This is a genomic window from Streptomyces sp. NPDC047453 (assembly GCF_040643155.1).
In the GTDB taxonomy this organism is placed as follows: domain Bacteria; phylum Actinomycetota; class Actinomycetes; order Streptomycetales; family Streptomycetaceae; genus Streptomyces.
Genome location: NZ_JBEYTS010000001.1, coordinates 169,350 through 194,910, shown reverse-complemented (window position 1 = coordinate 194,910; position 25,561 = coordinate 169,350). Strand labels below are relative to the sequence as shown.

Below are 25,561 nucleotides of genomic sequence, written 5' to 3'. Positions count from 1 at the left end.
GACGTACTACTTGGTGGGCGTACTACTTTTCCACGTACCGAAGTGAGCGCAGCCCGCGCTCCAGGTGCCAGTGCAGGTAGGCGGAGACCAGCCCGCTGCCTTCCCTGGCGTACCGCGGCTCGCACGCGTCCGCGGTCGCCCAGTCCCCCGTGAGCAGCGCGCCGAGCAGCACGAGCGTCTGCGGCGAGGGTACGACGCTGCCGGGCACCCGGCAGTCGGCGCAGACCGAGCCACCGGAGCCCACCGAGAAGAAACGGTTCGGGCCGGGCATCCCGCACCGGGCGCAGTCGCCGAAGCTGGGCGCATAGCCGTTGACGGCCAGCGACCGCAGCAGGAAGGCGTCGAGCACGAGGTGCGGGGCGTGCTCGCCCCGGGCGAGGGTGCGCAGGGCGCCCACCAGCAGCAGGTACTGCTGAACGGCCGGCTCGCCCTCGTGGTCGGTGAACCGCTCGGCGGTCTCCAGCATGGCCGTCCCGGCGGTGTAGCGGGCGTAGTCGGTCACGATCCCGCCGCCGTAGGGGGCGATGGTCTCGCTCTGCGTGCACAGCGGCAGCCCCCGCCCCACCAGCTCACTGCCCCGAGCGAAGAACTGCACGTCCACGTGCGAGAACGGTTCGAGCCTGGCCCCGAACTTCGACTTCGTCCGCCGCACCCCCCGCGCCACGGCCCGCACCCGCCCGTGTCCGCGGGTGAGCAACGTGATGATCCGGTCCGCCTCACCCAGCTTCTGGGTGCGCAGCACGATGCCGTCGTCGCGGAACAGACTCATGGAGTCCATTGTCGCTTACGGCGGACGCGGGCGTGGCCGCGCCCGCACCCCGGTCCGGCTCCCGGCGCGGCGCAACCGCGATACCCCCGGCGGCGTCGGTCACTGTGGAGATCGTCCTGTCCGCACCGCCCGATCGTTCCGTCCGCACCGACCGGAGGAGAGCGTCATCCGAGCCCCGAGGAAGTCCGCCCCGACCCGACGTGCCTTACTGACCACCGCCGCCGCTCTCGCCGCGGCGACGACGGCCGCCACGGCCACGCCCGCGCACGCCCTGCCGGACGACGACACCACCGCGCGCCTGCGCGCCCTGGAGCAGAGGCACGGCGCCCGGCTGGGCGTGTTCGCCCACGACCCCGCCACCGGCCGGACCGTCCGGTACCGCGCCGACGAACGCTTCCCGATGTGCTCGGTGTTCAAGACCCTGGCGGCGGCAGCGGTCCTGCGGGACCTGGACCGCCACGGCGAGGTCCTCTCGCGCCGCGTCCACTACACCGAGGCCGACCTGGTGCCGGAAGGCTCCGACCAGACCCGTGCGCACCTGGCCACGGGCATGACCATCGCCGAACTCGCCGACGTCGCCATCCGCTTCAGCGACAACACCGCCGGCAACCTGCTCCTGCGCGAGCTCGGCGGCCCTGCGGCCATCACCCGCTTCGCCCGTACGCTCGGCGACCCGGTGACCCGCCTGGACCGCTGGGAGCCGGACCTCAACACCGCCGAGCCCTGGCGGCTCACGGACACCACGAGCCCGCGCGCGATCGGCCGCACCTACGCCCGTCTCGTCCTCGGGGACGCGCTGAACCGTCACGACCGCCGGCTGCTGACGCACTGGCTGCTGAACAACACCACCAGCGCGAACCGCTTCCGCGCGGGCCTGCCACCGACCTGGACGGTCGCGGACAAGACGGGCTCCGGTGCCCACGGCACCACCAACGACGTGGGCGTCGCGTGGACCGGGTCCGGTTCCCCCGTGGTCCTGGCCGTGCTGTCGACCAAACCGGCCCAGGACGCCCCGTACGACGACGCCCTCGTGGCCCGCGCCGCCGCCGCGGCGGCGGAGGGACTGGGATAGGCGCGGCGCTCAGGGCACTTCGCCGCGGCTGCGGGCGACGGCGGCAGCCGCATCGCCGGTCACCGCAGTGGTGTGAAGTGCCGTACGTACCGCTTCTGCCACGGTGTCTCCACCGCGTGCCGGTCGTAGTGGGTTCTGACGTAGGCGACGGCCTCGCCAGCCGGTACGCCGTCGAGGACCGCCAGGCAGGCCAGGGCCGTGCCGGTGCGGCCGCGGCCGCCGGCGCAGGCGAGTTCGACGCGTTCGGTGGCGGCACGGGTCCAGGCGTCGGTGAGCACCGTGCGGGCCGCCTCACGGTCCGCCGGGAGGCGGAAGTCCGGCCAGCGCAGCCAGCGGGACGCCCAGGGAGTCGCGGGCGGCTGCTCGCCGAGGAGGTAGACGCCGTACGACGGGGCCTGCGCCGACGGGTCGAGGGTGCGGCGCAGGCCTCTGCCCCGCACCAGCCGTCCGGACGGCAGCCGCAGGACGCCCGGGGTCCGCTCGTCCCACGGCTTCTCGTCTCCGGTGGTGTGCTCCTCGTTCATGGCGCCGCGTCCCCCTTCCGGCCCGTCTCCAGCGGCGCGACGACCGTACACGGCGAACACGGCGAGGGCCGCCTCACGACGGTGTGCGGGCCTCCGTCAGGAGGCGGGTCACGTCGTTGGTGCAGATGGTCAGGGCCGCGCCGACGGTGCTGAGGGTGTCGTGTTCGGCGGGGGTGTAGGGGCCGTCGGCCAGAGCGATGCGGGCGGCCTGGAGGAGCATCGACTCCCGGCCCGCGGGGGCCAGGTGCGGGGCGAGCGGATCGAGGGCCTCGTGCAGCTCTATGGCCAGACCCGCACCGCACGGCTGATCTTCGTAGGCGCGACCGGTGTCCGCGGCCAACGCCTCGACCAGAGCGGCCAGTTGCTCCTCGGTGCAGTCGGCCAGGCCGGCCGCGCGGACGGTGGCCGCGGCGGTCTCCAGGGCCGTACGGGAGCCGGTTCCGCCCGCGGACAGCACCGCCAGGGCGACGGTGTGCACGGCGTCGCGGAGCATCGCGGAGAAGCGAGTGGTCGTCGGATGGTCCAGGACGTCCGTGCCGAAGTGGCCGCCGCAGGCGGCGCACTCGACGACCGGCCCGGTCGTCCCGCGCGGCAGCAGCGGTACGCCCAGGACGGTGAAGCGCCGACGCCCGCTCAGCCGCTGGTAGTTGCGGTCCCCGCCGCAGCCGGGGCAGAAGAACTCTCCGTCGCCGACCGGCGTCCACGCGGTACGGGTGCCCAGCAGTCGGGCAAGCCTGGTGACACGGCCGTTTTGTCCCCGTACTGGCAGCACGTCCCACCTCCGTAACGGCACGGCAACATCGCCGCACTGGCGTGATGTTAGCCACATTGTCGAGGTGTAGTCAGCACCCCGGAGGAGACCTTTCCGTGACCTGCGCCGCAGACTGGCCGATACTCGCCGGGCACACGACGGGGCCCCGACCGCCTCAGCAGGCGGCCGGGGCCCCGAAAGCGCCGGTCAGAGCGATCAGCGCGCCGCGCGGTTGACGGCCGAGACGACCGCCTTCAGCGACGCACGTGTCGTGTTCGCATCGATGCCGATCCCCCACAGGACCTTGTCGTCGATCGCGCACTCGATGTACGAGGCGGCCTGGGCGGAGGCGCCCTCGCTCATCGTGTGCTCCTGGTAGTCCAGCAGGCGTACGTCGACGCCGATGGAGTGCAGGGCGTCGAAGAAGGCCGAGATCGGACCGTTGCCGGAGCCGGTCAGGACGGTGTCCTCGCCGTCGACGGTGGCCTCGACGGTGAGGGTGTCGACCCCGTCGGTGTCCGTCGTCGACTGGCCGGTCCTGACCTGGATGCGGCCCCAGGGGTTCTCCGGGATCGGCAGGTACTCGTCCTGGAAGGCCGCCCAGATCTCCTTCGGCGTGACCTCGCCGCCCTCGGCGTCCGTCTTCGCCTGGATGATCTTCGAGAACTCGATCTGCATCCGGCGCGGCAGGTCCAGCTTGTGGTCGTTCTTCAGGACGTAGGCGACACCGCCCTTGCCGGACTGCGAGTTGACGCGGATGACGGCCTCGTAGGAGCGGCCGACGTCCTTGGGGTCGATGGGCAGGTACGGCACCGCCCACTCGATGTCGTCGACCGTGACGCCCTTGGCCTTCGCGTCGGCCTCCATGGCGTCGAAGCCCTTCTTGATGGCGTCCTGGTGGGAGCCGGAGAAGGACGTGTAGACCAGGTCGCCCACGTACGGGTGGCGCGGGTGGACCTCCATCTGGTTGCAGTACTCCCACGTACGGCGGATCTCGTCGATGTCGGAGAAGTCGATCTGCGGGTCGACGCCCTGCGAGAACAGGTTCATGCCCAGGGTGACCAGGTCGACGTTGCCGGTGCGCTCGCCCTGCCCGAACAGGCAGCCCTCGACGCGGTCGGCGCCGGCCATCAGCGCCAGCTCGGCGGCGGCGACGGCCGTACCGCGGTCGTTGTGCGGGTGGACGGACAGGCAGACGTACTCGCGGCGGGACAGGTTGCGGTGCATCCACTCGAAGCGGTCCGCGTGCGTCGACGGCGTCGAACGCTCCACCGTGGCGGGCAGGTTGAGGATGATCTCGCGGCCCGGGCCCGGCTGGTACACGTCCATCACCGCCTCGCAGACCTCCAGGGCGAAGTCCAGCTCGGTGTCGGTGAAGATCTCCGGGCTGTACTGGTAGCCGAACTCCGTTTCGGGGCCCAGCAGTTTCTCGGCGTACTCCATCACCAGGCGAGTGCCGTCGACGGCGATCTGCTTGATGTCGTCCCTGGAGCCGCGGAAGACGACCCGGCGGAAGACCGGGGCGGTGGCGTTGTAGAGGTGGACGGTGGCGCGCCGGGCGCCCTTCAGGGACTCCACGGTCCGCTCGATCAGGTCCTCACGGGCCTGGGTCAGTACGGAGATCGTGACGTCCTCGGGGATCGCGCCCTCCTCCTCGATGATCGAGCGCACGAAGTCGAAGTCGGTCTGGCCCGAGGCCGGGAAGCCGACCTCGATCTCCTTGTAGCCCATCTTGACCAGCTGGTCGAACATCCGGCGCTTGCGCTCGGGCGACATCGGGTCGATCAGGGCCTGGTTGCCGTCGCGCAGGTCGGTGGAGAGCCAGCGGGGGGCGGCGGTGATCCGCCGGCCGGGCCAGGTGCGGTCGGGGATGTCGACCTGCTCGTAGCGGCCGTACTTGTTGATCGGCATGGAACTGGGCTGCTGGCGGTTGACCATGTTTGCGTGGGCTCCTCGAAAAGTCCGCGGGTCCGCGGGTGCCGGAGAACGGCCGACGGCGCAACGCCGAACTCCGCGGGGAGGGGGTCGGCCTCGACTACAGGCCCTCGCCGCGGCAGCTAAGGAGAAGCAGCCCGAAACGCATGATGCTGCGCAGCCTAGCCGAGCCGCGACGGATGCGCGGGCCCGTCCCAGTATGCGAAACCGAAGGGGCAAACAGGGCAAAACGTGCGCGATGTCACCGACGCCACCCCCCGGCCCTCTACCGCTCCGCCACCGGCACCTATCACTGCGTGACGGAAGAGCGGACCCCTTGCCCCGATATTTCACCAATCATGGTTGCGGGTGGTGACAGCGCGACCACACAGTGCAAGTGTGCCGGGTATGACGACGACCAACGGGGGCTTCGAGCCCGTCTTCTGCACCATCGTGCCGCCCCACGTCCTCGACCGCATCGCCCGCAGCGACGACCCCGCGCTCTCCGGACCCGCCCGCCGGACCCTGGAGCGCGACGCCTTCGAGCGCACCCGGCGGCGGCTGACCACCGTCATCGGCGCGTCCGCCGTCGCCGCACCCTCGGGCAAGCGGGACGGGCAGCCGCACCGCACCGTCTACGACGCCCGGCACGGCACCGACCTGCCCGGGAGGAAGGTGCGCGGCGAGGGCGAGGAGCCCGGCGGGGACGCCACGGTCAACCGCGCCTACGCCGGTCTCGGCGCCACCTTCGAGCTGTACCTCACGGCCTACCGGCGCGACTCGATCGACGGCAGCGGCCTGCCGCTGGACGCCACCGTGCACTACGACGAGAACTACAACAACGCCTTCTGGAACGGCGAGCAGATGGTGTTCGGCGACGGCGACGGCGAGATCTTCCTGGACTTCACCATCCCGGTCGACGTCATCGGTCACGAGCTGACCCACGGCGTCACCCAGCACACCGCCAACCTGGCCTACTTCGGACAGTCCGGCGCGCTCAACGAGTCGCTCTCCGACGTCTTCGGCTCGCTGATCAAGCAGTACACGCTCGGCCAGACCGCCACCGAGGCCGACTGGCTGATCGGCGCCGGGCTGCTGGCCCCGGGCGTGAGCGGCACCGCGCTGCGCTCCATGAAGGCGCCCGGCACGGCGTACGACGACGACGTGCTCGGCAAGGACCCGCAGCCCGCCGACATGGACCACTACGTCCACACCGGCAGCGACAACGGCGGCGTGCACATCAACTCCGGCATCCCCAACCACGCCTTCTACCTGGTCGCCATCGCGCTCGGCGGCCGCGCCTGGGAGAAGGCGGGGCAGCTCTGGTACGACGTGCTGACCGGCGGCGAGCTGCACGAGGACGCGCAGTTCACGGACTTCGCCACGCTCACCGTGCGGGCCGCGCGGGAGCGGTACGGCACCGACGGCGGCGAACTCGAGGCCGTACGGAAGGCCTGGGAACAGGTGGGGGTGCGGACGCTGTAGTTCCGTACTAGACACGGACCATGCGGATTCGAGTGAGGCGCACAGGAGGGTTCGCGGGCATCGAGCGCCGCGCCGAGGTGGACGTCTCGGGGCGGCCCGACGCCCCGCAGTGGCGGGACCTGGCCGAGCGGGCGCTGGCCGCAGGCAAGGCCGCGCCGCCGGCCGGGGTGCCCGACGGCTTCAGCTACGAGATCACCGTGGACGGCCGGACGGTGTACGCGGCCGATCCCCGGCTGACCGGGGAGCAGCGCGAGCTCATCTCCCGCGTGCTCAAGGAGGGGGCGTGAGGTCCTTTTGCCGCCCGGGCGTTGACTTCCGTTACCAGCGGTAAGGATGATCCCGCCCATGGCGACGAACGCGATACCCCGGTTCCCGGCCGGCTTCCTGTGGGGCGTGTCGACCTCGGCCCACCAGATCGAGGGGGCGGCCGACCGGCGCGAGCCGTCCGTGTGGGACACGTTCTCGGCCGAGCCGGGGCGGGTCAAGGACGGCTCGACGGCCGCGGTGGCCTGCGACCACTACCACCGCCACCGCGAGGACGTGGCGCTGCTGGCCGGCCTCGGCGTGGACGCGTACCGCTTCTCCGTCTCCTGGCCCCGGGTGAACGCCCCCGGCGGCCTGGACTTCTACGACCGCCTGGTCGACGAGCTGTGCGCGGCCGGCGTCCGCCCGGTCCCGACCCTCTTCCACTGGGACCTGCCGGCCCGGCTGGACTGGCTGGAGCGGGACACGGCCGCGCGGTTCGCCGACCACGTGTCGGTGGTCGCCGAGCGCCTGGGCGACCGCGTGACGAAGTGGATCACGCTCAACGAGCCCGCCGAGCACACCCTGCTCGGCCATGCCCTCGGCGTGCACGCACCGGGGAGGCGGCTGCGGTTCGACGCGCTCCCGGCCGCCCACCACCAACTGCTCGCCCACGGCCTGGCGGTCCGGGCGCTGCGCGCGGCCGGGGCCGCGGACATCGGCATCGCCAACTCGCACAGTCCCGTCTGGCCGGCGTCCGGGGAGCAGGCGGACATCGAGGCGGCCGGCTTCTACGACCTGCTGCTGCACCGGCTGTTCGCCGACCCGCTGCTGCTCGGCCGGTACCCCGAGGGGCTGGGCGAGCTGATGCCGGGTGCCCCCGAGGACGTCGACTCGGATCTGAAGGTCATCGCGGAGCCCCTGGACTGGTACGGAGTCAACTACTACGCCCCGACCCGGGTGGGCGCTCCGCGCGGCGAGGAGATCGAGTTCGGCGGTCTCACCCTGCCCGCCGAACTGCCCTTCTCGGTACGGGAGATCGAGGACCGCCCGGTCACGGACTTCGGCTGGCCCGTGGTCCCGGAGGGGCTGACCGAGATGCTGACCGGCTTCCGCGACCGCTACGGCGACCGGCTCCCGCCCGTCGTCATCACCGAGAACGGGTGCTCCTACGAGGGCCTCGACGACCAGGACCGCATCGCCTACCTGGACGGCCACATCCGCGCCCTGCACCGGGCCCTGGAGGCGGGCGTGGACGTGCGCGGCTACTTCGTGTGGTCGCTGCTGGACAACTGGGAGTGGGCGGAAGGCCTCGCCCGCCGGTTCGGCCTGGTGCACGTCGACTACGAGACCCTGGAGCGCACCCCGAAGGCGTCCTACCGCTGGTTCCGGGACCTGCTGCGGGCCCAGCGGGGGGCCGGGACGGCGGCCGGCGCGTCCCCCGTGCCGGACTGATCCCGCTCAGGGGTCACCGGGGTCACGGAGGCCGCCGAAAAGCCCTACGGCGTTGTCACTCCCCCGTCGTACCCTGGAAGCGCGAGGCCGCCCATACTTGTGCGGCCGTGACGAGGAGGAACCGCAGGCCTTCAGCGCCGGCCCATGACTCAGACACCCGCAGCCAAGACCCCCGCGCAGGGGCAGGCCAGAGCACAGTTCACCGTCCCCGCCCAGCACCCCATGGTGACCGTGCTGGGGTCCGGCGACTCTCTCCTGCGCGTGATCGAGAAGGCCTTCCCGGGGGCCGACATACATGTCCGGGGCAATGAGATCAGCGCGGTCGGCGACCCGGCGGACGTCGCCCTGGTCCAGCGCGTGTTCGACGAGATGATGCTGGTGCTCCGCACCGGGCAGCCGATGACGGAGGACGCAGTGGAACGCTCCATCGCCATGCTCAAGGCGAGCGAGAACGGCGAGAGCGACGGCCACGAGACCCCCGCCGAGGTCCTGACGCAGAACATCCTGTCCTCGCGTGGCCGCACGATCCGCCCCAAGACGCTCAACCAGAAGCGGTACGTCGACGCGATCGACAAGCACACGGTCGTCTTCGGCATCGGCCCCGCCGGCACCGGAAAGACCTACCTGGCCATGGCCAAGGCGGTGCAGGCCCTGCAGTCCAAGCAGGTCAACCGCATCATCCTGACCCGCCCGGCGGTCGAGGCCGGCGAGCGTCTGGGCTTCCTGCCCGGCACGCTCTACGAGAAGATCGACCCGTACCTGCGCCCGCTGTACGACGCGCTGCACGACATGCTCGACCCCGACTCCATCCCGCGTCTGATGGCGGCGGGGACGATCGAGGTCGCGCCGCTCGCCTACATGCGTGGCCGCACCCTGAACGACGCCTTCATCATCCTGGACGAGGCCCAGAACACCAGCCCCGAGCAGATGAAGATGTTCCTCACCCGGCTCGGCTTCGACTCGAAGATCGTCATCACGGGCGACGTCACCCAGGTGGACCTGCCCAACGGCACGAAGTCCGGGCTGCGGCAGGTGCAGGAGATCCTGGAGGGCGTCGAGGACGTCCACTTCTCCCGGCTGTCGTCGCACGACGTCGTACGGCACAAGCTCGTGGGCCGTATCGTCGACGCGTACGAGAAGTACGACAGCAAGAACGGCACCGAGAACGGCACGCCGAGGACCGGCGGCCACGGCAGGGCCGGGCACGCGCACGGACACGGGCACAAGGGGAAGTAGACCAGCACCACCATGTCGATCGACGTCAACAACGAGTCGGGAACCGAGGTCGACGAGCGGGCGATCCTCGACATCGCCCGCTACGCACTCACCCGCATGCGCATCCACCCGCTCTCCGAGCTCTCGGTGATCGTCGTGGACGCCGACGCCATGGAGCAGCTGCACGTCCAGTGGATGGACCTGCCGGGGCCCACGGATGTCATGTCCTTCCCGATGGACGAGCTGCGCCCGCCGTCGAAGGACGACGACGAGCCACCGCAGGGCCTCCTCGGCGACATCGTGCTCTGTCCCGAGGTCGCCGCGAAGCAGGGTGCCGAGGCTCCGACGCAGCACTCGATGGACGAGGAGCTCCAGCTGCTCACCGTCCACGGCGTGCTGCACCTGCTCGGCTACGACCACGAGGAGCCGGACGAGAAGGCCGAGATGTTCGGTCTGCAGGCAGCGATCGTGGACGGCTGGCGCGCGGACCGGGGCCTGCGCGGCCCGTCCCCGGCGCCCACCGTCTCGTAAGCCCGCCCATGAGCCCTCAGATCGTCGTCGGCGCGATCGCGCTCGTCGTCGTCGCCTGGCTCGCCGCCTGCGCGGAGGCGGGCCTCGCACGGGTGTCCAGCTTCCGTGCCGAGGAGGCCGTGAAGTCGGGCCGCCGCGGCAGCGCCAAGCTGGCCCAGGTCGCCGCCGACCCGACCCGCTACCTCAACCTGGCGCTGCTGGTCCGCGTGACCTGCGAGATGGCGGCGGCGGCCCTGGTCACCTATGCGTGTCTGGAGGCGTTCTCCGGCACGGCCCAGGCGCTGGTCGTCGCCATCGCGGTCATGGTGCTCGTCTCGTACGTGGCCGTCGGGGTCTCCCCGCGCACCATCGGCCGCCAGCACCCGCTGAACACGGCGACCGTCGCGGCGTACGTGCTGGTGCCGCTCGCGCGGGTGCTGGGCCCGATCCCGTCGCTGCTGATCCTCATCGGCAACGCGCTGACCCCCGGCAAGGGGTTCCGGCGCGGCCCGTTCGCCTCCGAGGCTGAGCTGCGCGCCCTGGTCGACCTGGCCGAGCAGGAGTCGCTCATCGAGGACGAGGAGCGGCGCATGGTGCACTCGGTCTTCCAGTTGGGCGACACCCTCGTGCGCGAGGTCATGGTGCCGCGCACCGACCTGGTGGTGATCGAGCGGTACAAGACCATCCGCCAGGCCCTCACGCTGGCGCTGCGTTCCGGCTTCTCGCGGATCCCGGTCACCGGCGAGAACGAGGACGACATCGTCGGGATCGTCTATCTGAAGGACCTGGCCCGCAAGACGCACATCAACCGGGACGCCGAGAGCGAACTGGTGTCGACGGCCATGCGTCCGGCCGTCTTCGTGCCGGACACGAAGAACGCCGACGACCTGCTGCGCGAGATGCAGAAGGAACGCAACCACGTCGCCGTCGTCATCGACGAGTACGGCGGCACGGCCGGCATCGTCACCATCGAGGACATCCTCGAGGAGATCGTCGGCGAGATCACCGACGAGTACGACCGCGAGCTGCCGCCGGTGGAGCCGCTCGGCGACGACCGCTACCGCGTCACCGCGCGCCTGGACATCACGGACCTGGGCGAGCTGTACGGCCTGGAGGAGTACGACGACGAGGACGTGGAGACGGTCGGCGGGCTGCTCGCCAAGGCCCTGGGCCGGGTTCCCATCGCGGGCGCGTCGTCGGTCGTGGAGCTGCCCGACGGCCGGGAGCTGCGGCTGACCGCGGAGGCCGCGGCCGGCCGCCGGAACAAGATCGTGACCGTGCTCGCGGAGCCGGTGGGCCCGGTGGCGCCCACCGGGGACGGGGAGGGGAAGCCGGAATGAGCCCGGAGGAGCTGCGTTCCTTCTGCCTGTCGTTCAACGCGGTGGTGGAGGACTTCCCCTTCAACCCGGAGACCTCGGTCTTCAAGGTCCAGGGCAAGCTGTTCGCGCTGTCGGCCCTGGCCTCCCGGCCGCTGAAGGTCAACCTCAAGTGCGACCCGGAGGACGCGATCCGGCTGCGCGCCGAGTACGAGGGCCTGATCGTCCCCGGCTGGCACATGCACAAGCGCCACTGGAACACCGTCACGGTCGGCGCCGGGCTCCCGGACCGCCTGGTCCGCGAGCTCGTCGAGGACTCCTACGACCTGGTCGTGGCGGGGCTGCCGCGCGCGGACCGGCTCCGTCTCGACCGGGCCTGAGCACCCGGACTCCGCGGTCGCCGGGGTGATCTCGGCGGCCGCCGGGGCGGCTCTTATGCTCGGGGCATGACCGAGACCAACGCGCTTGATCCCGAGGACCTCAAGATCGTCACCCTGGCCCGTTCGGCCCGGGCCCGCAACGGTGTGCCGGAGGGCGCGGCCGTACGGGACGAGACGGGGCGTACGTACGTCGCCGGGTCGGTGCACCTCGCCTCACTGAAGCTGAGCGCCCTCCGGACGGCGGTGGCGATGGCCGTGGCGTCCGGGGCGACGTCCCTGGAGGCGGCGGCGGTGGTCAGCGAGGCGGACGAGATCGCCCCGGAGGACCGGGCCGCCGTACGGGACCTGGGCGGCGCCGGCACCCCGGTCCTCCTGGCCGGTCCGGACGGCACCGTGCGGCTCACCCTGCCGGCGGGCGAGGACGGCTGAGGCCCGCTGCGCCGACAGGCGTCGCGTACGCCTCTGGGCCCGCCGGAGCCGCGCTCGCCCGTCCGTGTGCAGCCGGTGTTCGTGGATCAGGGACAATGGGCGCCATGAGCGTTCACACCCAGTCATCCGAGCAGTCCGTCGAGGCTGCCCACCGGGCGGGCTTCGCCTGCTTCGTGGGCCGTCCCAACGCGGGCAAGTCCACCCTCACGAACGCTCTGGTCGGGCAGAAGGTGGCGATCACCTCGAACCGGCCGCAGACGACGCGGCACACCGTGCGGGGCATCGTCCACCGCCCGGACGCGCAGCTGATCCTGGTGGACACTCCGGGGCTGCACAAGCCGCGCACGCTGCTGGGGGAACGACTGAACGACGTCGTACGGACCACCTGGGCCGAGGTCGACGTGATCGGCTTCTGCCTGCCGGCCGACGAGAAGATCGGTCCCGGTGACCGGTTCATCGCGAAGGAACTGGCCGCGATCAGGAAGACGCCCAAGGTCGCGATCGTCACGAAGACGGACCTGGTGGACTCCAAGACGCTCGCCGAGCAGTTGATCGCGATCGACCGGCTGGGCGAGGAGCTGGGGATCGCCTGGGCCGAGATCGTGCCGGTGTCGGCGACGGCGAACAAGCAGGTGGACCTGCTGGCCGATCTGCTGGTCCCGCTGCTGCCCGAGGGTCCCGCGCTCTACCCCGAGGGCGACCTCACGGACGAGCCCGAGCAGGTGATGGTCGCCGAGCTGATCCGGGAGGCGGCGCTGGAGGGTGTGCGGGACGAACTGCCCCACTCCATCGCGGTGGTGGTGGAGGAGATGCTGCCCCGCGAGGATCGGCCGGCGGACAAGCCGCTGCTCGACATCCACGCCAACGTGTTCATCGAGCGGCCGAGCCAGAAGGGCATCATCATCGGGCCCAAGGGCAAGCGGCTGAAGGAGGTCGGGATCAAGTCCCGCAAGCACATCGAGGCGCTCCTGGGGACGCCGGTGTTCCTCGACCTTCATGTGAAGGTCGCCAAGGACTGGCAGCGCGACCCCAAGCAGCTCCGCCGCCTCGGCTTCTGAGAGCCCGGTGACTTGGGGCTCCCTCCCTGGGGCTCCGCCCCGGACCCCGCCAAGGAACTCCGCCCCCCGCGCCCCCGCTTTCCCACCCGTCTCGGTGGGTGTCAGCGCAGGGCCTCTACGGCCTTCTTCGCTTCCTTTGCGTTCAGGTTGACGAAGACCGGGGTGGCGTTCAGCGGGGTCGTGTAGGCCGGGATGGTCCGGGGGCCTTGCAGGGTGCGGCCGTGGATGACGTCGTACCAGGTGCCCGGGGGAAGGTGGACGGAGCGGGCGGGCGCGTCGGCCAGTTGGGGGGCCGCCAGGATCGCGGGACCCAGCATCCACGCGTCGCTGATCGTGTACGCCTGCTCGTCGTGCGGGAAGTCGAAGAAGAGCGGGCGCATGATCGGGTCGCCGGTGCGCAGCGTGTGCCGGACCTGGTCGCGGATGTAGGGGGCGAGGCGGCCGTGGCGGGCGATGGCCTCGCGGTAGAGGGCGGCGGTCCGCGCGTCGTACACCACCTTCCCGCCGGTCGTCACGTCGACGGTGTCCACGGGGGACGTGGAGGAGTACATGAGCGGCATCAGCGACGCGGCCTGGGCCCAGCGGACCAGGACCTGCTGGGTGGGGGCGGGCTGACCGCTGGAGCCGCCGATCATGTCGGTGGTGACGAACGGGTAGCCGATGGTGGAGATGGCGAGGTTCTGCGTGACGGCGGCCCGCAGGGAGTCCCAGCCGGTGCCCTTGTCCAGCTGGCGGGTGACGAACCCGGCCCGGTGGGCGGTGGTGTCCCAGTGGACGCGGATGCCGACGCCCTGGAGGTCGAACTCGTCGGCGAGTTGAGCGCCCAGGCGCTGGTAGTCGGTGGGTTCGTAGCCCGCGCGGGGAACGCACCGCTCGTCGAAGAAGCGGGTGTCGAACTTCAGCCCGTCGACGCCGTAGGTGCTCATCAGGCCGCGCAGCCGGCCCGCGTACCAGGCCCTGGCCTTCGGGTTGGCGAGGTCGACGATGCCGGCGGTGCCGTTCCACCAGGTGACCCGGCACGGCTCGGCGGGATCGGTGGCGGCGCCGAGCAGATAGCCGTGGTCGGCGGCGTACCGGTACTGGTCGGAGTCCAGGTTGATCCACAGCGTCACCCAGAGGCCGAAGTCGAAGCCGAGGTCGTGGATCCGGCGGGACATCGCCCCGGGGTCCGGGTAGGCCTTCGCGTCGAAGGTCATGTTCCCGTAGTCGGACTCCCACTTGTCGTCGAGCTGGAGCGTGTGCCCGGTGATTCCGTGGTCGTGCAGGTCCTGGGCGTAGCCGACGAGCTTGGCCTGGTCGACGTGGGTGTAGAACTGCGCCCAGGAGTTCCACACCGGCTCGGCGTACTGCCGCTGGGTGGCGTCGCTCTTGTCCGGCTTGCCCACGACGCCTACGTAGTCGCGGTAGACCTCCAGCGGCGTGGACTCGACGAAGACCGTGGCCCGGTAGGGGTCGGCGGACTCGATGTCGAAGCGGCCGAGCCCGTCCTCGTCCTGGTTGACCGCCACGTTCATGACGTGCCCGGTGTCCACGTGCAGTCCGGCCGCCGAGGACGTGTACCAGAACGGGTCGACCATGTAGTAGGAGGCGGGCCCGAAGGCCGGGTCGGCGACCTGCCCGCTGTCGAGCGGCCAGGGCTGGTCGGTGGCGGGGCCGCCGTGCGGGGTCCGGGTCTCGCCGTGGCCGTACCAGTGGCCGGCGGACGGCAGGTCGTAGGCGAGGCCGAGGCGTTCGGGGGCGGTTCCCACGACCTGCCAGTCGAGCCGGTAGCGGTCGGTGGACGGGGTGACCCGGGCCCGTACGGTGGCACCGGGCGTCGTCGTGGCGGCGGTGAGGGTGAGCGTGCCGTTCCGCCAGGTCCAGTCGGTGACTCGGGTGGCGTGCTGCCATCTGCCGGCGGTCTGGAAGCGCAGGGCGCCGGTGTCGCCGCCCGCGGTGGCCAGAACCGTGCCGCCCGAACGGCTCGTCGTCAAGGAGAGTTGATCCTTCATCACCCGTAATGCGTAACCGGGGGTGTTGCGGCCCGCCGATACGGTCAGGGTGAGTTGACCCTCGGAGTCGGTGAACCGGGGCGCTTGGCCGTCGGGAGCGGCCCCGGTCCGCGGTCGCGCCTCGGCCGGTTCCGGCGTGGTCAACGCGACGGGCAGCGCAAGGACGAGGCCGGACACGGCGAGGAGCACTCCGGGTCTGCGTGATGGTCTGCGCACGACGCGTGTCCTTCGACGGAGGGAGTCAGGAGGCCGGAGGCTGCTTGCCTCATCGTGCTCGGTCGCGCCGATGATCGGACGGCGGACGCCACCTGTCAACGACGTTCCCGGCCTTGACGTCGTGTCGGAAACCGCCGAATCCGCCGAATCAGCGGAACCCGCCGTAGCGGGCGGCCCGGCGCGCGGTCGCGGGCCGCGCGGCACCGGTCACGCCGGCCGGCGGAACCCGATGGTCGGCACGGCCCGGCGCCGCGGCCACGGCTCGACGCTCGCCTCCGGAACCAGGTGCTCCAGGAACGCGTACCGCCGCAGGGCCGCCGGGTCCTGGCCCTCGACCGACTGGACCCGGCGCCACCAGGCGGCGATCTCGGACCAGCCGGGGGCCGACAGGGAGCCGCCGAACTCCTGCACGGACAGGGCGGCGGTGAGGCCGGCGAAGGCGAGGCGGTCGGCCAGCGGCCAGCCGGCCAGGGTGCCGGTGACGAAGCCGGCCACGAAGACGTCGCCCGCGCCGGTCGGGTCCAGCGCCTCCACCGCGATGGCGGGCACCTCGGCGCTCTCCCCCGTGCGCCGGTCGACCGCGTAGGCGCCCTCCGAGCCGAGGGTGACCACCGCGAGCGGGACGAACGCGGTGAGCGCGTGCGCGGCGGCGCGCGGGCAGTCGGTGCCCGTGTAGCGCATCGCCTCCTCGGCGTTGGGCAGGAACGCCTCGCAGTGCTCCAGGTCGGACAGGCCCGCCAGGTCCCAGGCGCCGGTGTCGTCCCAGCCGACGTCCCCGAAGATGCGCGTGCCCTCACCCGCGGCCTGGGCGATCCACGGGGAGCGCCGGCCCGGCGTCAGGGAGGCCACGGCGGCACGCGCGCGGGGCCGGCACTCCGGGACGCCCTCCTGGAGGAACACGGCCTCCGGGGGCGGCTCGTGGCCGTGCGAGACCATGGTGCGCTCGCCCTCGTACGCCATCGAGACGGTGACCGGCGAGTGCCAGCCGGGCACGGTGCCGGACGGGGACAGGTCGATGCCCTCGCCCTGTTCCAGCGCGTCCCAGCAGTAGTCGCCGTAGTGGTCGTCGCCGAAGGCCGCCGCCAGGGACGTCCGCAGTCCCAGCCGGGCCAGCGCGGTCGCCATGTTGGCCACCCCGCCGGGGCTCGATCCCATCCCGCGCGCCCAGGACTCGGTCCCGCGCACCGGGGCTGAGCCGAGTCCGGTGAAGATGATGTCGAGGAAGACGGTGCCCGTGAGGTACACGTCCCAGGGCGGATCGTCCGCCGAGCGCAGCCCGGCCAGCGGGTCGACCTGGGCATCGGCGTGGGCGTGCGGTGCCCCGACGATGTACTCCCGGTCCTCCCGGTCCGCGAGGTCTTCCCGGTCCTCCGGGTACTCCGGTCCCGCTCCGGCGGACGTGTTGGACGCGGTCACGGTGCGCTCCCTGACGTGGTGCTGGTCCGGCCAGTGTGCACCAGAGCGCCGGCGGCGCGTCGGCGCTCACGCCGGGGAGCGCGGGCCGCGTCTACCAGCGGGGGGTCGGCGGGGCGGTCCAGCCCGGTTCGGCGACGCGCATCGCCGCCGCGTCGTCCCGGTCCCGCAGGCGGCCGTCGTCCTCGGCCCAGCGGCGGTGCAGGAAGGCCAGCCTGTCCCGGTCGAGTTCGACGCCGAGACCGGGGCCGTCGGGGACGGCGACCCGGCCGCTGTCGAAGGTGAGCCGTTCGGTCAGGACGTCCTCCGACTGCCAGGGGTAGTGGGTGTCGCAGGCGTGGTGGAGGCCGGGCACGGTGGACGCCACATGGGTCATCGCGGCCAGGCTGATCCCCAGATGGGTGTTGGAGTGCATCGACACGCCCACGCCGAAGGCGGCGCACAGGGCCGCCAGGTGCTGGGTGTTGCGCAGGCCGCCCCAGTAGTGGTGGTCGGAGAGCAGCACCTGGACCGCGTTCGAGGTGAACGCCTCCTTGATCTCGGCGAAGGTCGTCACGCACATGTTGGTGGCCAGCGGCACGCCGGTCCGCGCGGCCACCTCGGCCATGGCGGGCGTGCCGAGGGCGGGGTCCTCCAGGTACTCCAGGACGTCCCCGAGCTGCCGGGCCACCTCCACGGAGGTCTCCACCGACCAGGCCCCGTTGGGGTCCAGCCGCAGCGGGTGTCCCGGAAAAGCCTCGGCCAGGGCCCGTACGGCGGCGATCTCCTCCTGGGGCGGGAAGACGCCGCCCTTGAGCTTGAAGGAGGTGAAGCCGTGGCGCTCGGTGAACCCGCGCGCCTGCTCCACCACCCCCGCCGGGTCGAGGGCGGCGCCCCAGTCGTCCTTCTCGCAGTCGACGCCCTCCGGATGCCCGGCCCACTTGTAGAAGAGGTAGGCGCTGTACTCGACGGAGTCGCGCACCTTGCCGCCGAGCAGCGCGTGCACGGGCAGGCCGAACGCTTTGCCCAGGGCGTCCAGGCAGGCGACCTCGAAGCCGGACAGGACGGACAGGCGCAGTTTGTCGGCGGTCTGGACGCCGCGCAGCCCGCCGACGTCGACGGCGTTCTCCACCCGGGAGGCGTCCACCGCGAGTTCGAGGCCGAACAGGCCGTTCAGGTCGGTGATCCGGCGTCCCGTCAGCCGGTCGGCGAGGGGGCGGGCCAGCTCCAGGTACTTGGTGTCGCCGTAGGTCTCGCCGTATCCGGTGATCCCGTCGGCCGTCACCACCTCCACGATCAGGCGGGGGGTGTACGGCTGGTGGACGCCCTGGGTGTTCAGCAGCGGCGGGTCGGCGATCAGGATCGGGGTCAGCCGTACCTCGGTGACGGTGAGGTCGCGGGTCACAGGGCGGCTCCCACCATGTCGAGTCCCGAGGCCAGCAGTTCCCTCAGGTCGGCCAGGTCGGCGGACGAGGGGTCGGTGAGCGGGGCCCGTACGGGTCCGACCTGGCGCCCGCGCAGCCGGGCGGCCGCCTTCACCAGGGACACGGAGTATCCGGGCACCCGGTCGCGCAGTTCGACGAAGGGGATGTAGAAGTCGCGCAGCAGCTTGTCGGCGGAGCCGCCGTCGCCGGACCGCAGCGCGGCGAAGAAGGCGTTCGCGATCTCCGGGGCGAAGGCGTGCACGGCGGAGGAGTAGGCGGGGACGCCGACGGCGGCGTAGGCGCGGGCCTGCATCTCGGCGGTGGGGGCTCCGTTGAAGAACAGGAACCCCTCGGGGGCGGCGAGGGTGAGCCGCTGGAGGCCGTCGAGGTCGCTGCGGCCGTCCTTGAGGCCGATGACCGAGGGGATCCGCGCGATGCGCCGGAACGCCTCCAGGCCGTACACCGCCTGGCCGCGCTGGTAGGCGATGAGCGGGAGCCGGGTGCGGGCCGCGAGCTGTTCGAGCTGGGCGGCCAGTCCGTCCTGCGGAGCGGCGACGAGGTAGTGCGGCAGGACGAGGAGCGCGTCGGCGCCGGCCTCCTCGGCGATGCGCGCGAACCGTGCGGCTTGCGCCCAGCCGTACCCGGCGCCCGCCACCACGGGCACCCGGCCCGCCGCCTCCTCGACGGCGATCGAGACGACCTGGCGGTACTCGTCCTCGTCCAGGGAGAAGAACTCGCCGGTGCCGCAGGCCGGGAAGACGGCGCCGGGCACGGTGGCGAGCTGGGCGGCCAGGTACGCGCGGCAGCCGTCGGGGTCGAGCGAGCCGTCGTCGTGGAACGCCGTCAGCGGGAAGGACAGCACACCGCCCGCCATCCCGTCCCGCAGCCTGCGCACCACACCGGACGGACTCGCGGTGTTCGTCTCCGGACTCACCCTGGCCATCTCCCCATACAGACGTCATCCACGTATGAGAACGGAGTTTAGAAACGCGAACATGCTCCGTCAACGGGCCTGCGGGGGTTGCGTCGTCGGCCGCCCGAAACCCGTAGACGTCCGAAAACCCGCATGCGCCGGGCGCACAGGGCGCCCGGCGCATGCGGGAGGCGGGTTCGGCGGGGGCTTACGGGAACTCGTACGCCTCGACCTCGGCGAGGTACCGCCGGCGCAACTCCTCGTCGTGCTCCAGGAAGGAGGCGAGGAAGGAGTTGCGGGCCAGTTCGCGCAGCCGGTCCTTGCCCAGGCCCAGGGTGTCGCGCACGGCGTGGAAGTTGTCGCCCACGTAGCCGCCGAAGTAGGCCGGGTCGTCGGAGTTGAGCGTGCACAGGAGGCCGGCGTCCAGCATGGCGGGCAGCGGGTGGTCGGCCAGCGTGGCGACCGCGCGGAGGCGGACGTTCGACAGGGGGCACAGGGTCAGCGGGATCCGGTCGCGCACCAGGCGGGCGACCAGCTCCGGATCCTCCATGCAGCGCAGCCCGTGGTCGACGCGCTCGACGCCGAGCACGTCGAGGGCCTGCGTGATGTACTCCGGCGGGCCCTCCTCGCCGGCGTGCGCCACGCGCCGCAGCCCGAGGGCGGCGGCGGCCTCGTACACCTCGCGGAACTTCGCCGGCGGGTGGCCCGCCTCGGCCGAGTCCAGCCCGATCCCCGCGATCCGGTCGAGGTACGGCTTGGCGGCCTCCAGCGTCTCCATGGCCGACTCGGCGGACTCGTCGCGTAGGAAGCACATGATCAGCCGGGTCGAGACGCCGTGCTTCTCCTGGCTGCGGCCCAGCGCCCGCCACAGCCCGTCGACGACCGCGCCCATGCCGACGCCCCGGGCGAGGTGGGCCTGCGGGTCGAAGAAGATCTCCGCGTGCCGCACGCCCTGCGCGGCGGCCCGCGCGAGATAGGCGTCGGCCAGGTCCTCGAAGTCCCGCTCGGTGCGCAGGACGGCCATGAGCTCGTAGTACAGGTTCAGGAAGGCCTGGAGGTCCTCGAACCGGTAGGCCTCGCGGAGCGCGTCGGTGTCCGCGTACGGCAGCTCGACGCCGTTGCGCGCGGCCAGCTCGAAAACGAACTCGGGCTCCAGGGTGCCTTCGATGTGCAGGTGCAGTTCGGCTTTCGGCAGCGGCATCGGAACATCGTACGGCCTGGTCAGCGGCGTTTCGGAACCGCCACCCTGAGCAGGTCGCGCGCCACGGTCAGCTCGCCGTCGAACCCGGCCGCCCGCGCCTGCCGCTCGAACTCTCCCTCGAGGTCCGTGTACCGCTGGCTGAAGTGGGTGAGGACCAGATGCCGCACGCCGGCGTCCCGCGCCACTTGTGCGGCCTGACCTGCCGTCAGGTGACCGTACTCGACGGCCAGTTGCTCGTCCTCGTCGAGGAAGGTCGACTCGATGACCAGCATGTCGCAGCCCTCGGCGAGCGCGTGCACGCCCTCGCACAGCCTGGTGTCCATGACGAACGCGAACCGCTGTCCGCGCCGCACCTCGCTGACGGCCTCCAGCGGCACCCCGCCCAGGGAACCCTCGCGCTGGACGCGGCCCACGTCCGGGCCCTTGATCCCGTGCGCGGCGAGCCGCTCGGGCAGCATGCGGCGCCCGTCCGGCTCGACGAGGCGGTAGCCGAAGGACTCCACCGGGTGGGAGAGCCTGCGGGCTTCGAGGGTGTACGCCGGGGTCGTCGCGAGGACGCCGTCGGCGTCGACCGGGGCCTCGGTCAGCTCGACCGTCTCGCGGTAGGCGGTGGCGTAGCGCAGGCGCTCGAAGAAGCGCCGGCCCGAACGCGGGTAGTGGGCGGTGATCTCGTGCGGCACCCGGTCGAGGTTGATCCGCTGGATCACCCCGGCCAGGCCGAGGCTGTGGTCACCGTGGAAGTGGGTGACGCAGATCCGGTTCAGGTCGTGCGCGGCGACCCCGGCGCGCAGCATCTGGCGCTGGGTGCCCTCGCCGGGGTCGAACAGGATGCCCTCGCCGTCCCAGCGCAGCAGATAGCCGTTGTGGTTGCGGTGCCGGGTGGGCACCTGGCTGGCGGTGCCGAGGACGACCAGTTCGCGTACGGACACGACGGCCTACCCGGGGGGCCACTCGAGGCCGCGGCCGCCGAGGACGTGCGCGTGGGCGTGCCAGACGGTCTGGCCGGCGCCGGAACCGGTGTTGAACACGATGCGGTAGCTGTCCAGCTTGTCCTCGTCGGCGATCGCCTGCGTCTCGCGCAGGATGTCCGCGGCGAGTTGCGGGGCCTCGGTGGCGAGGACCGCGGCGTCCTTGTAGTGCGCCTTGGGGATCACCAGGACGTGGGTGGGCGCCTGGGGGTTGATGTCCCGGAAGGCGACGGTCGTCTCCGTCTCGCGGACGATCGTGGCCGGGACCTGTCCCGCGACGATCTTGCAGAACAGGCAGTCGCCCTGGGGTTCCCCTGCCATGCGGTGCTCCTCACGCCGGGTTGATCGGGTACGGGGGCATGGTATCCAGGGCGCGCGGATCCGGCCGGGTCCGGGGGCCGCGACCCCCGGACCGTCACGGCAGGGACGGCGGCGTCTTCGCGGGCGTCTCCTGGAGCGCCTGAAGCGCGAGGCGGATCGCCTCGTCGAGTTGGACGTCCTGGCCCGCCGCGTGGTCCTGCGGGCGTTGCGCGACCTCGACGTCCGGATCCACCCCGTGGTTCTCCACGCCCCACTCGTAACCCTCCAGCCAGAAAGCGTACTTGGGCTGAGTGATCAGCGTGCCGTCGACCAGGCGGTAGCGGCTGTCGATGCCGATCACGCCGCCCCAGGTGCGGGTGCCGACGACCGGCCCGATGCCCAGCGCCTTGATCGCCGCGTTGACGATGTCGCCGTCGGAGCCGGAGAACTCGTTGGCGACGGCGACGACAGGGCCGCGGGGCGCGTCCAGCGGGTAGCTCTCCGGTCGCATGCCGCGCGGCAGGTCCCAGCCGACGATCCGCCGGGCCAGCTTCTCCACCACGAGTTGGGAGGTGTGGCCGCCGCGGTTCTCGCGGACGTCGACGACGAGCCCTTCGCGGGCCACCTCCACGCGCAGGTCGCGGTGGATCTGCGCCCAGCCGGGGGCCTGCATGTCCGGTACGTGCAGGTAGCCGAGGCGGCCGCCGGACCGCTCGTGGACGTAGGCCCGGCGGTCGGCCACCCACGCGTGGTAGCGCAGGGGCTCCTCGTCGGCGACGGGGACCACGACCGCGTGCCGCGGGTCGCCCCCGCCGGCCGGCAGGACGGTCAGTTCGACCGGCTTGTCCGCCGTGCCGACCAGCAGCGGGCCGGGGCCGGCCACCGGGTCGACCGGGCGGCCGCCGACCGCGACGATCGCGTCCCCGGCGCGCACCGCGACGCCGGGAGCGGCGAGCGGACTGCGCGCGTCCGGGTCGGAGGTCTCCGAGGGCAGGATCCGGTCGATCCGCCAACTCCCGTCCTCGTGCCGGGAGATGTCCGCGCCGAGCAGCCCCTGCCGGGTGCCGTGCCCGAAGCCGCCGGGCGGCATGACGTAGGCGTGCGAGGTGCCCAGCTCGCCGTGCACCTCCCAGAGCAGGTCGACCAGGTCGTCGTGGGTGGCGATCCGGTCCAGGACGGGCCGGTAGCGGTCGAGGACGCCGTCCCAGTCGACGCCGCCCATGTCCGGCCGCCAGAAGTGGTCCCGCATGATGCGGCCGGTCTCCTCGTACATCTGCCGCCACTCGGCGGCCGGCTCGACGGTCTGCCGGACCCGGCCGAGGTCGACGGTGATGTTGGAGTCGCTGTCCTCGTCGCCGGAGGCGCGCCGGTCGCTGGGCACGACCTTGAGCTTGCCGTCCGTCCACAGCAGGACCCGCTTGCCGTCGCCGCTGACCGCGAAGTGGTCGGCGTCGGCGGCGAGGTGCTCGATGCGCTGCTGGAGGAGGTCGTAGCGCTCCAGCTCGGTCTTCGGGTCGGGGTCGCCGGGCGTGGCGCGGGAGGCGCCGAGAACACCGCGCACCGGGTGCCTGAGCCAGAGCACGCCGTCCTTGGCGGCGCGCAGGTTGGAGTAGCGGGCGGCCTCGACCGGGAAGGGCACGATGCGGTCGGCCAGGCCCTCCAGGTCGATCCGGGTCGCCGGGATGCCCTCGCTGTCCGGGGTCTCCTCCTTGTCGGGCGCCTCGAAGGGCCGGCCGTGCCGCTGCGGGCCGAACGGCGAGGGGGTCGCCGCGGCGAGCGTGATCAGGTGCGGGCGGGAGCTCTCGACGAACGCCAGGTCGAAGACGTGCTCGTCGTAGACCGGGTCGAAGGAGCGGTGGGAGAGGAAGGCGAGGTGCTTGCCGTCGAGGGTGAACGCGGGCGCGTGGTCCCGGAAGCGCAGCGGGGTCGCCTCGGTGACCGACAGGTCGGTGGTGTTGGCGAGGCGGAGCTGGCTGAGGGGGCGTGGGCCGGGGTGCGACCAGGCCAGCCAGGCGGAGTCGGGCGAGAAGGCGAGGTCGCCGACGTCCCCGTGCTCGCTGCGGTCGACCTCGCGCACCTCGCCGCTCTCGCGTTCGACGAGCAGCAGCCGGCCGTCGTGCGAGGCGACGGCGACGCGGCTGCCGTCGGGGGCGGTGGCGAGTTCCAGGACGCGGCCGAGTTGCCCGGCGCCCAGCCGGCGCGGGGTCGCGCCGGGCGCCAGGCCGGTGGCGGGCGCGAACTCCAGGGCGTCGTCGCCCTCGGCGTCCGTCACCCACACCACCCACTCCTCGCCCTCGGCGCGGAAGGTGCGCGGCAGCCGGGTGCGTACACCGGGCTCGGCGGCGAGCGCGCGGGCGGGACCGGAGCGGTGGGTGACCCAGTGGACGGCGCCGCGCACGGCGACCGCGCTGCCGCGCGCGGTGTGGTCGGGGGCCGCCGAGCCGAACCAGTGGGAGGCGTTCACCGGATACGGCTGGAGGTCGACGCGCGGCCCGCCGAGCCGGACGTCGATCCGGCGCGGCTCGGCGCCGTCCAGGTCGTCGAGGAGCCACAGTTCACCGGCGCTGGAGTAGACGACCCGAGTGCCGTCGGTGGCGGCGTGCCGGGCGTAGAAGCCGTCCAACGGGGTGTGCCGGCGCAGGTCGGAGCCGTCGGCGAGGGAGGAGTACAGCGCGCCGGTGCCCTCGTGGTCGGAGAGGAACGCGATCCTCTCCCCCACCCACAGCGGGTATTCGAGGTTGCCGTCCAGGTCCTCGTGCAGCCGGACGAACTCCCCGGTGTCCTCACGGTCGATCCACAGCTTGCCCGCCGTGCCGCCCCGGTACCGCTTCCACCAGGCCGCCTCGCGGCCCATCGGCGCGGACAGCAGGACGGTGTGCGGGCCGTGGGCGATGTCGCCGACGGGCCCGTACGGCAGGGTGGTGGCCGGTCCGCCGTCGAGCGGGACGGCGCGCGCCCAGGTGCGGCGCAGGCTGGCCTGGCCCTGGGTGCTGATCGCGAGGACCTCGCCCGCCGGGGTCCAGCCGCGCACCTGGGTCTTCGAACTCCCCCAGTAGGTCAGGCGCTTGGCGGGGCCGCCGGCGACGGGGGCGATGTGCGCCTCGGGAGCGCCGTCGCGGGTGGAGGTCCAGGCGACGAAGGTGCCGTCGGGCGAGATACGGGGATGGTTCGCCGGCACGTTGTCGGCGCTGACCCGCCAGGCCCTGCCGCCGTCCAGTGGCGCGAGCCACACGTCGTCCTCGGCGGTGAAGGCGACCAACTCGCCGCGCAGATGCGGGAACCGGAGATACGCGGAAGAGGCAGACGATACGGACGACACGGGCGACGGAGACGATGCGGGCTGAGTCACGTGATCACCCTACGCAGGGGCGACGGCGACGGACAGGGGTCGGATGGCTCCCCCCGCACGCGAACCGGCGGCGGTGCGGCCTCACTTGCCCCGGACGGGCCAGCAGGTGGGATCACCCTGGCACCAGATCGTCCGTGTGACGGTCACCGTGACCCCCGGCTCCGGCTGACCGTGGGTCGGCCGGTAGGTGACGGGCGGCCGGTACGTCGGCGCGGTCGTGGCGTCGCAGTTGCCGAGGCCGCCCACGTGGAACAAGACCCTGCCGCCCACCTTGGCGGTCAGGTCCCCGCGCACACAGGCTCCGTCGACGGCCCGGGTGACCTTCCCGGTGACGGAGATCTTCCGGCCGTCCTTCGTCTCCCCCTGGCAGTCCACGGTGACCACGGTGGTCTCGGACGCCGACGGTGACTGGTTCCCCTGGTTTCCCGCCGTGCGTGTCCGTCCACCGTCGTCGTCCCTGCCTATGCAGCTGAGCCAACTCACCGATGTGTGACGCCGGTTCAGCTCAGCCGTCGCCGTCACGTCGGTCGTGGACGCCGCCGACGCGGCGTTGAGCCCGCCGGGTTCACATGCGACGGCCCCGCCCGCGGCGACCACCGCGAGCACCGCCACGGCCCTCACCCGCCGCCCGCGCGGCAGGTGCCGAATCCGTCTCAATGCCCCCATGTACGGCAGCCTGCCACCGC

23 protein-coding genes are annotated in these 25,561 nt (G+C 72.2%); 10 read left to right on the top strand and 13 right to left on the bottom strand.

The window, feature by feature from the left end; genetic code table 11:
• Positions 1-22: 22 nt before the first annotated feature.
• On the bottom strand, positions 23-769 hold the full coding sequence (gene recO, locus ABZ818_RS00810) for a DNA repair protein RecO (protein WP_361408684.1): 747 nt from the start codon (positions 767-769) through the stop codon (positions 23-25).
• Between recO and bla the strand changes: the two genes are divergently transcribed.
• Positions 768-1,841, top strand: coding sequence for a class A beta-lactamase (gene bla / locus ABZ818_RS00805; RefSeq protein WP_361408681.1), 1,074 nt, complete (start codon positions 768-770; stop codon positions 1,839-1,841). The genes recO and bla overlap by 2 nt on opposite strands.
• Positions 1,842-1,900: 59 nt before the next feature.
• On the opposite strand, the gene ABZ818_RS00800 is transcribed toward bla, so the two are convergent.
• The 3 genes from ABZ818_RS00800 to leuA all read right to left on the bottom strand — a co-directional run bounded on the left by ABZ818_RS00800 (position 1,901) and on the right by leuA (position 5,054).
• On the bottom strand, positions 1,901-2,365 hold the full coding sequence (locus ABZ818_RS00800; protein WP_361408678.1) for a protein phosphatase: 465 nt from the start codon (positions 2,363-2,365) through the stop codon (positions 1,901-1,903).
• 73 nt (positions 2,366-2,438) lie between these two features.
• Positions 2,439-3,137 carry a TerB family tellurite resistance protein gene (locus ABZ818_RS00795; RefSeq protein ID WP_361408675.1) on the bottom strand — a complete coding sequence of 233 codons (699 nt, stop codon included), beginning with the start codon at positions 3,135-3,137 and terminating at the stop codon, positions 2,439-2,441.
• 195 nt (positions 3,138-3,332) lie between these two features.
• On the bottom strand, positions 3,333-5,054 hold the full coding sequence (leuA, locus tag ABZ818_RS00790) for a 2-isopropylmalate synthase (protein WP_361408672.1): 1,722 nt from the start codon (positions 5,052-5,054) through the stop codon (positions 3,333-3,335).
• A gap of 384 nt (positions 5,055-5,438) precedes the next feature.
• On the opposite strand from leuA, the gene ABZ818_RS00785 reads away from it, so the two are divergent.
• From ABZ818_RS00785 to era, 9 genes are all read left to right on the top strand, one after another.
• Positions 5,439-6,515 (top strand): M4 family metallopeptidase, encoded by a 1,077-nt coding sequence (locus tag ABZ818_RS00785; protein ID WP_361408669.1) that lies wholly within the window; start codon positions 5,439-5,441, stop codon positions 6,513-6,515.
• A gap of 20 nt (positions 6,516-6,535) precedes the next feature.
• A complete protein-coding gene (locus tag ABZ818_RS00780) occupies positions 6,536-6,802 on the top strand; it encodes a protealysin inhibitor emfourin (protein WP_361408666.1) in 267 nt (88 codons plus the stop codon).
• 46 nt (positions 6,803-6,848) lie between these two features.
• Positions 6,849-8,213 carry a GH1 family beta-glucosidase gene (locus ABZ818_RS00775; protein ID WP_361408663.1) on the top strand — a complete coding sequence of 455 codons (1,365 nt, stop codon included), beginning with the start codon at positions 6,849-6,851 and terminating at the stop codon, positions 8,211-8,213.
• Between the two features lie 144 nt (positions 8,214-8,357).
• Positions 8,358-9,449 (top strand): PhoH family protein, encoded by a 1,092-nt coding sequence (locus tag ABZ818_RS00770; RefSeq protein ID WP_361408660.1) that lies wholly within the window; start codon positions 8,358-8,360, stop codon positions 9,447-9,449.
• Between the two features lie 12 nt (positions 9,450-9,461).
• Complete coding sequence (gene ybeY, locus ABZ818_RS00765) at positions 9,462-9,959, top strand: rRNA maturation RNase YbeY (protein ID WP_361408657.1); 498 nt, start codon at positions 9,462-9,464, stop codon at positions 9,957-9,959.
• An 8-nt stretch (positions 9,960-9,967) separates the two neighbouring features.
• On the top strand, positions 9,968-11,278 hold the full coding sequence (locus tag ABZ818_RS00760) for a hemolysin family protein (protein WP_361408654.1): 1,311 nt from the start codon (positions 9,968-9,970) through the stop codon (positions 11,276-11,278).
• Positions 11,275-11,634 carry an MmcQ/YjbR family DNA-binding protein gene (locus ABZ818_RS00755; protein WP_361408651.1) on the top strand — a complete coding sequence of 120 codons (360 nt, stop codon included), beginning with the start codon at positions 11,275-11,277 and terminating at the stop codon, positions 11,632-11,634. Before ABZ818_RS00760 ends, ABZ818_RS00755 begins: the two co-directional genes overlap by 4 nt.
• Before the next feature lie 66 nt (positions 11,635-11,700).
• Positions 11,701-12,063 carry a cytidine deaminase gene (locus ABZ818_RS00750; RefSeq protein ID WP_361408648.1) on the top strand — a complete coding sequence of 121 codons (363 nt, stop codon included), beginning with the start codon at positions 11,701-11,703 and terminating at the stop codon, positions 12,061-12,063.
• A 104-nt stretch (positions 12,064-12,167) separates the two neighbouring features.
• Positions 12,168-13,121 carry a GTPase Era gene (gene era / locus ABZ818_RS00745; RefSeq protein ID WP_361408645.1) on the top strand — a complete coding sequence of 318 codons (954 nt, stop codon included), beginning with the start codon at positions 12,168-12,170 and terminating at the stop codon, positions 13,119-13,121.
• 101 nt (positions 13,122-13,222) lie between these two features.
• Here era and ABZ818_RS00740 read toward each other — a convergent pair whose 3' ends face one another.
• The 9 genes from ABZ818_RS00740 to ABZ818_RS00700 form a co-directional block, all read right to left on the bottom strand.
• Positions 13,223-15,112 (bottom strand): glycoside hydrolase family 31 protein, encoded by a 1,890-nt coding sequence (locus ABZ818_RS00740; RefSeq protein ID WP_361409575.1) that lies wholly within the window; start codon positions 15,110-15,112, stop codon positions 13,223-13,225.
• Positions 15,113-15,535: 423 nt separating this feature from the next.
• Entirely contained in the window at positions 15,536-16,657 is a 1,122-nt protein-coding gene (locus tag ABZ818_RS00735; protein WP_361409572.1) for a PfkB family carbohydrate kinase, read from the bottom strand.
• 178 nt (positions 16,658-16,835) lie between these two features.
• Complete coding sequence (locus ABZ818_RS00730; RefSeq protein WP_361408642.1) at positions 16,836-18,125, bottom strand: glucarate dehydratase family protein; 1,290 nt, start codon at positions 18,123-18,125, stop codon at positions 16,836-16,838.
• A complete protein-coding gene (locus ABZ818_RS00725) occupies positions 18,122-19,087 on the bottom strand; it encodes a 5-dehydro-4-deoxyglucarate dehydratase (RefSeq protein WP_361408639.1) in 966 nt (321 codons plus the stop codon). Before ABZ818_RS00725 ends, ABZ818_RS00730 begins: the two co-directional genes overlap by 4 nt.
• Positions 19,088-19,265: 178 nt before the next feature.
• Entirely contained in the window at positions 19,266-20,258 is a 993-nt protein-coding gene (locus ABZ818_RS00720) for an adenosine deaminase (RefSeq protein ID WP_361408636.1), read from the bottom strand.
• Positions 20,259-20,278: 20 nt separating this feature from the next.
• The gene (locus ABZ818_RS00715) at positions 20,279-21,187 is read right to left on the bottom strand and encodes a ribonuclease Z (RefSeq protein WP_361408633.1); all 909 of its coding nucleotides are present in this window, start codon (positions 21,185-21,187) and stop codon (positions 20,279-20,281) included.
• Positions 21,188-21,193: 6 nt separating this feature from the next.
• The gene (locus ABZ818_RS00710; protein ID WP_361408630.1) at positions 21,194-21,547 is read right to left on the bottom strand and encodes a histidine triad nucleotide-binding protein; all 354 of its coding nucleotides are present in this window, start codon (positions 21,545-21,547) and stop codon (positions 21,194-21,196) included.
• Positions 21,548-21,641: 94 nt separating this feature from the next.
• Positions 21,642-24,785, bottom strand: coding sequence for a S41 family peptidase (locus tag ABZ818_RS00705; RefSeq protein ID WP_361409569.1), 3,144 nt, complete (start codon positions 24,783-24,785; stop codon positions 21,642-21,644).
• Positions 24,786-24,956: 171 nt separating this feature from the next.
• Entirely contained in the window at positions 24,957-25,541 is a 585-nt protein-coding gene (locus tag ABZ818_RS00700) for a hypothetical protein (protein WP_361408627.1), read from the bottom strand.
• Positions 25,542-25,561: the final 20 nt, after the last annotated feature.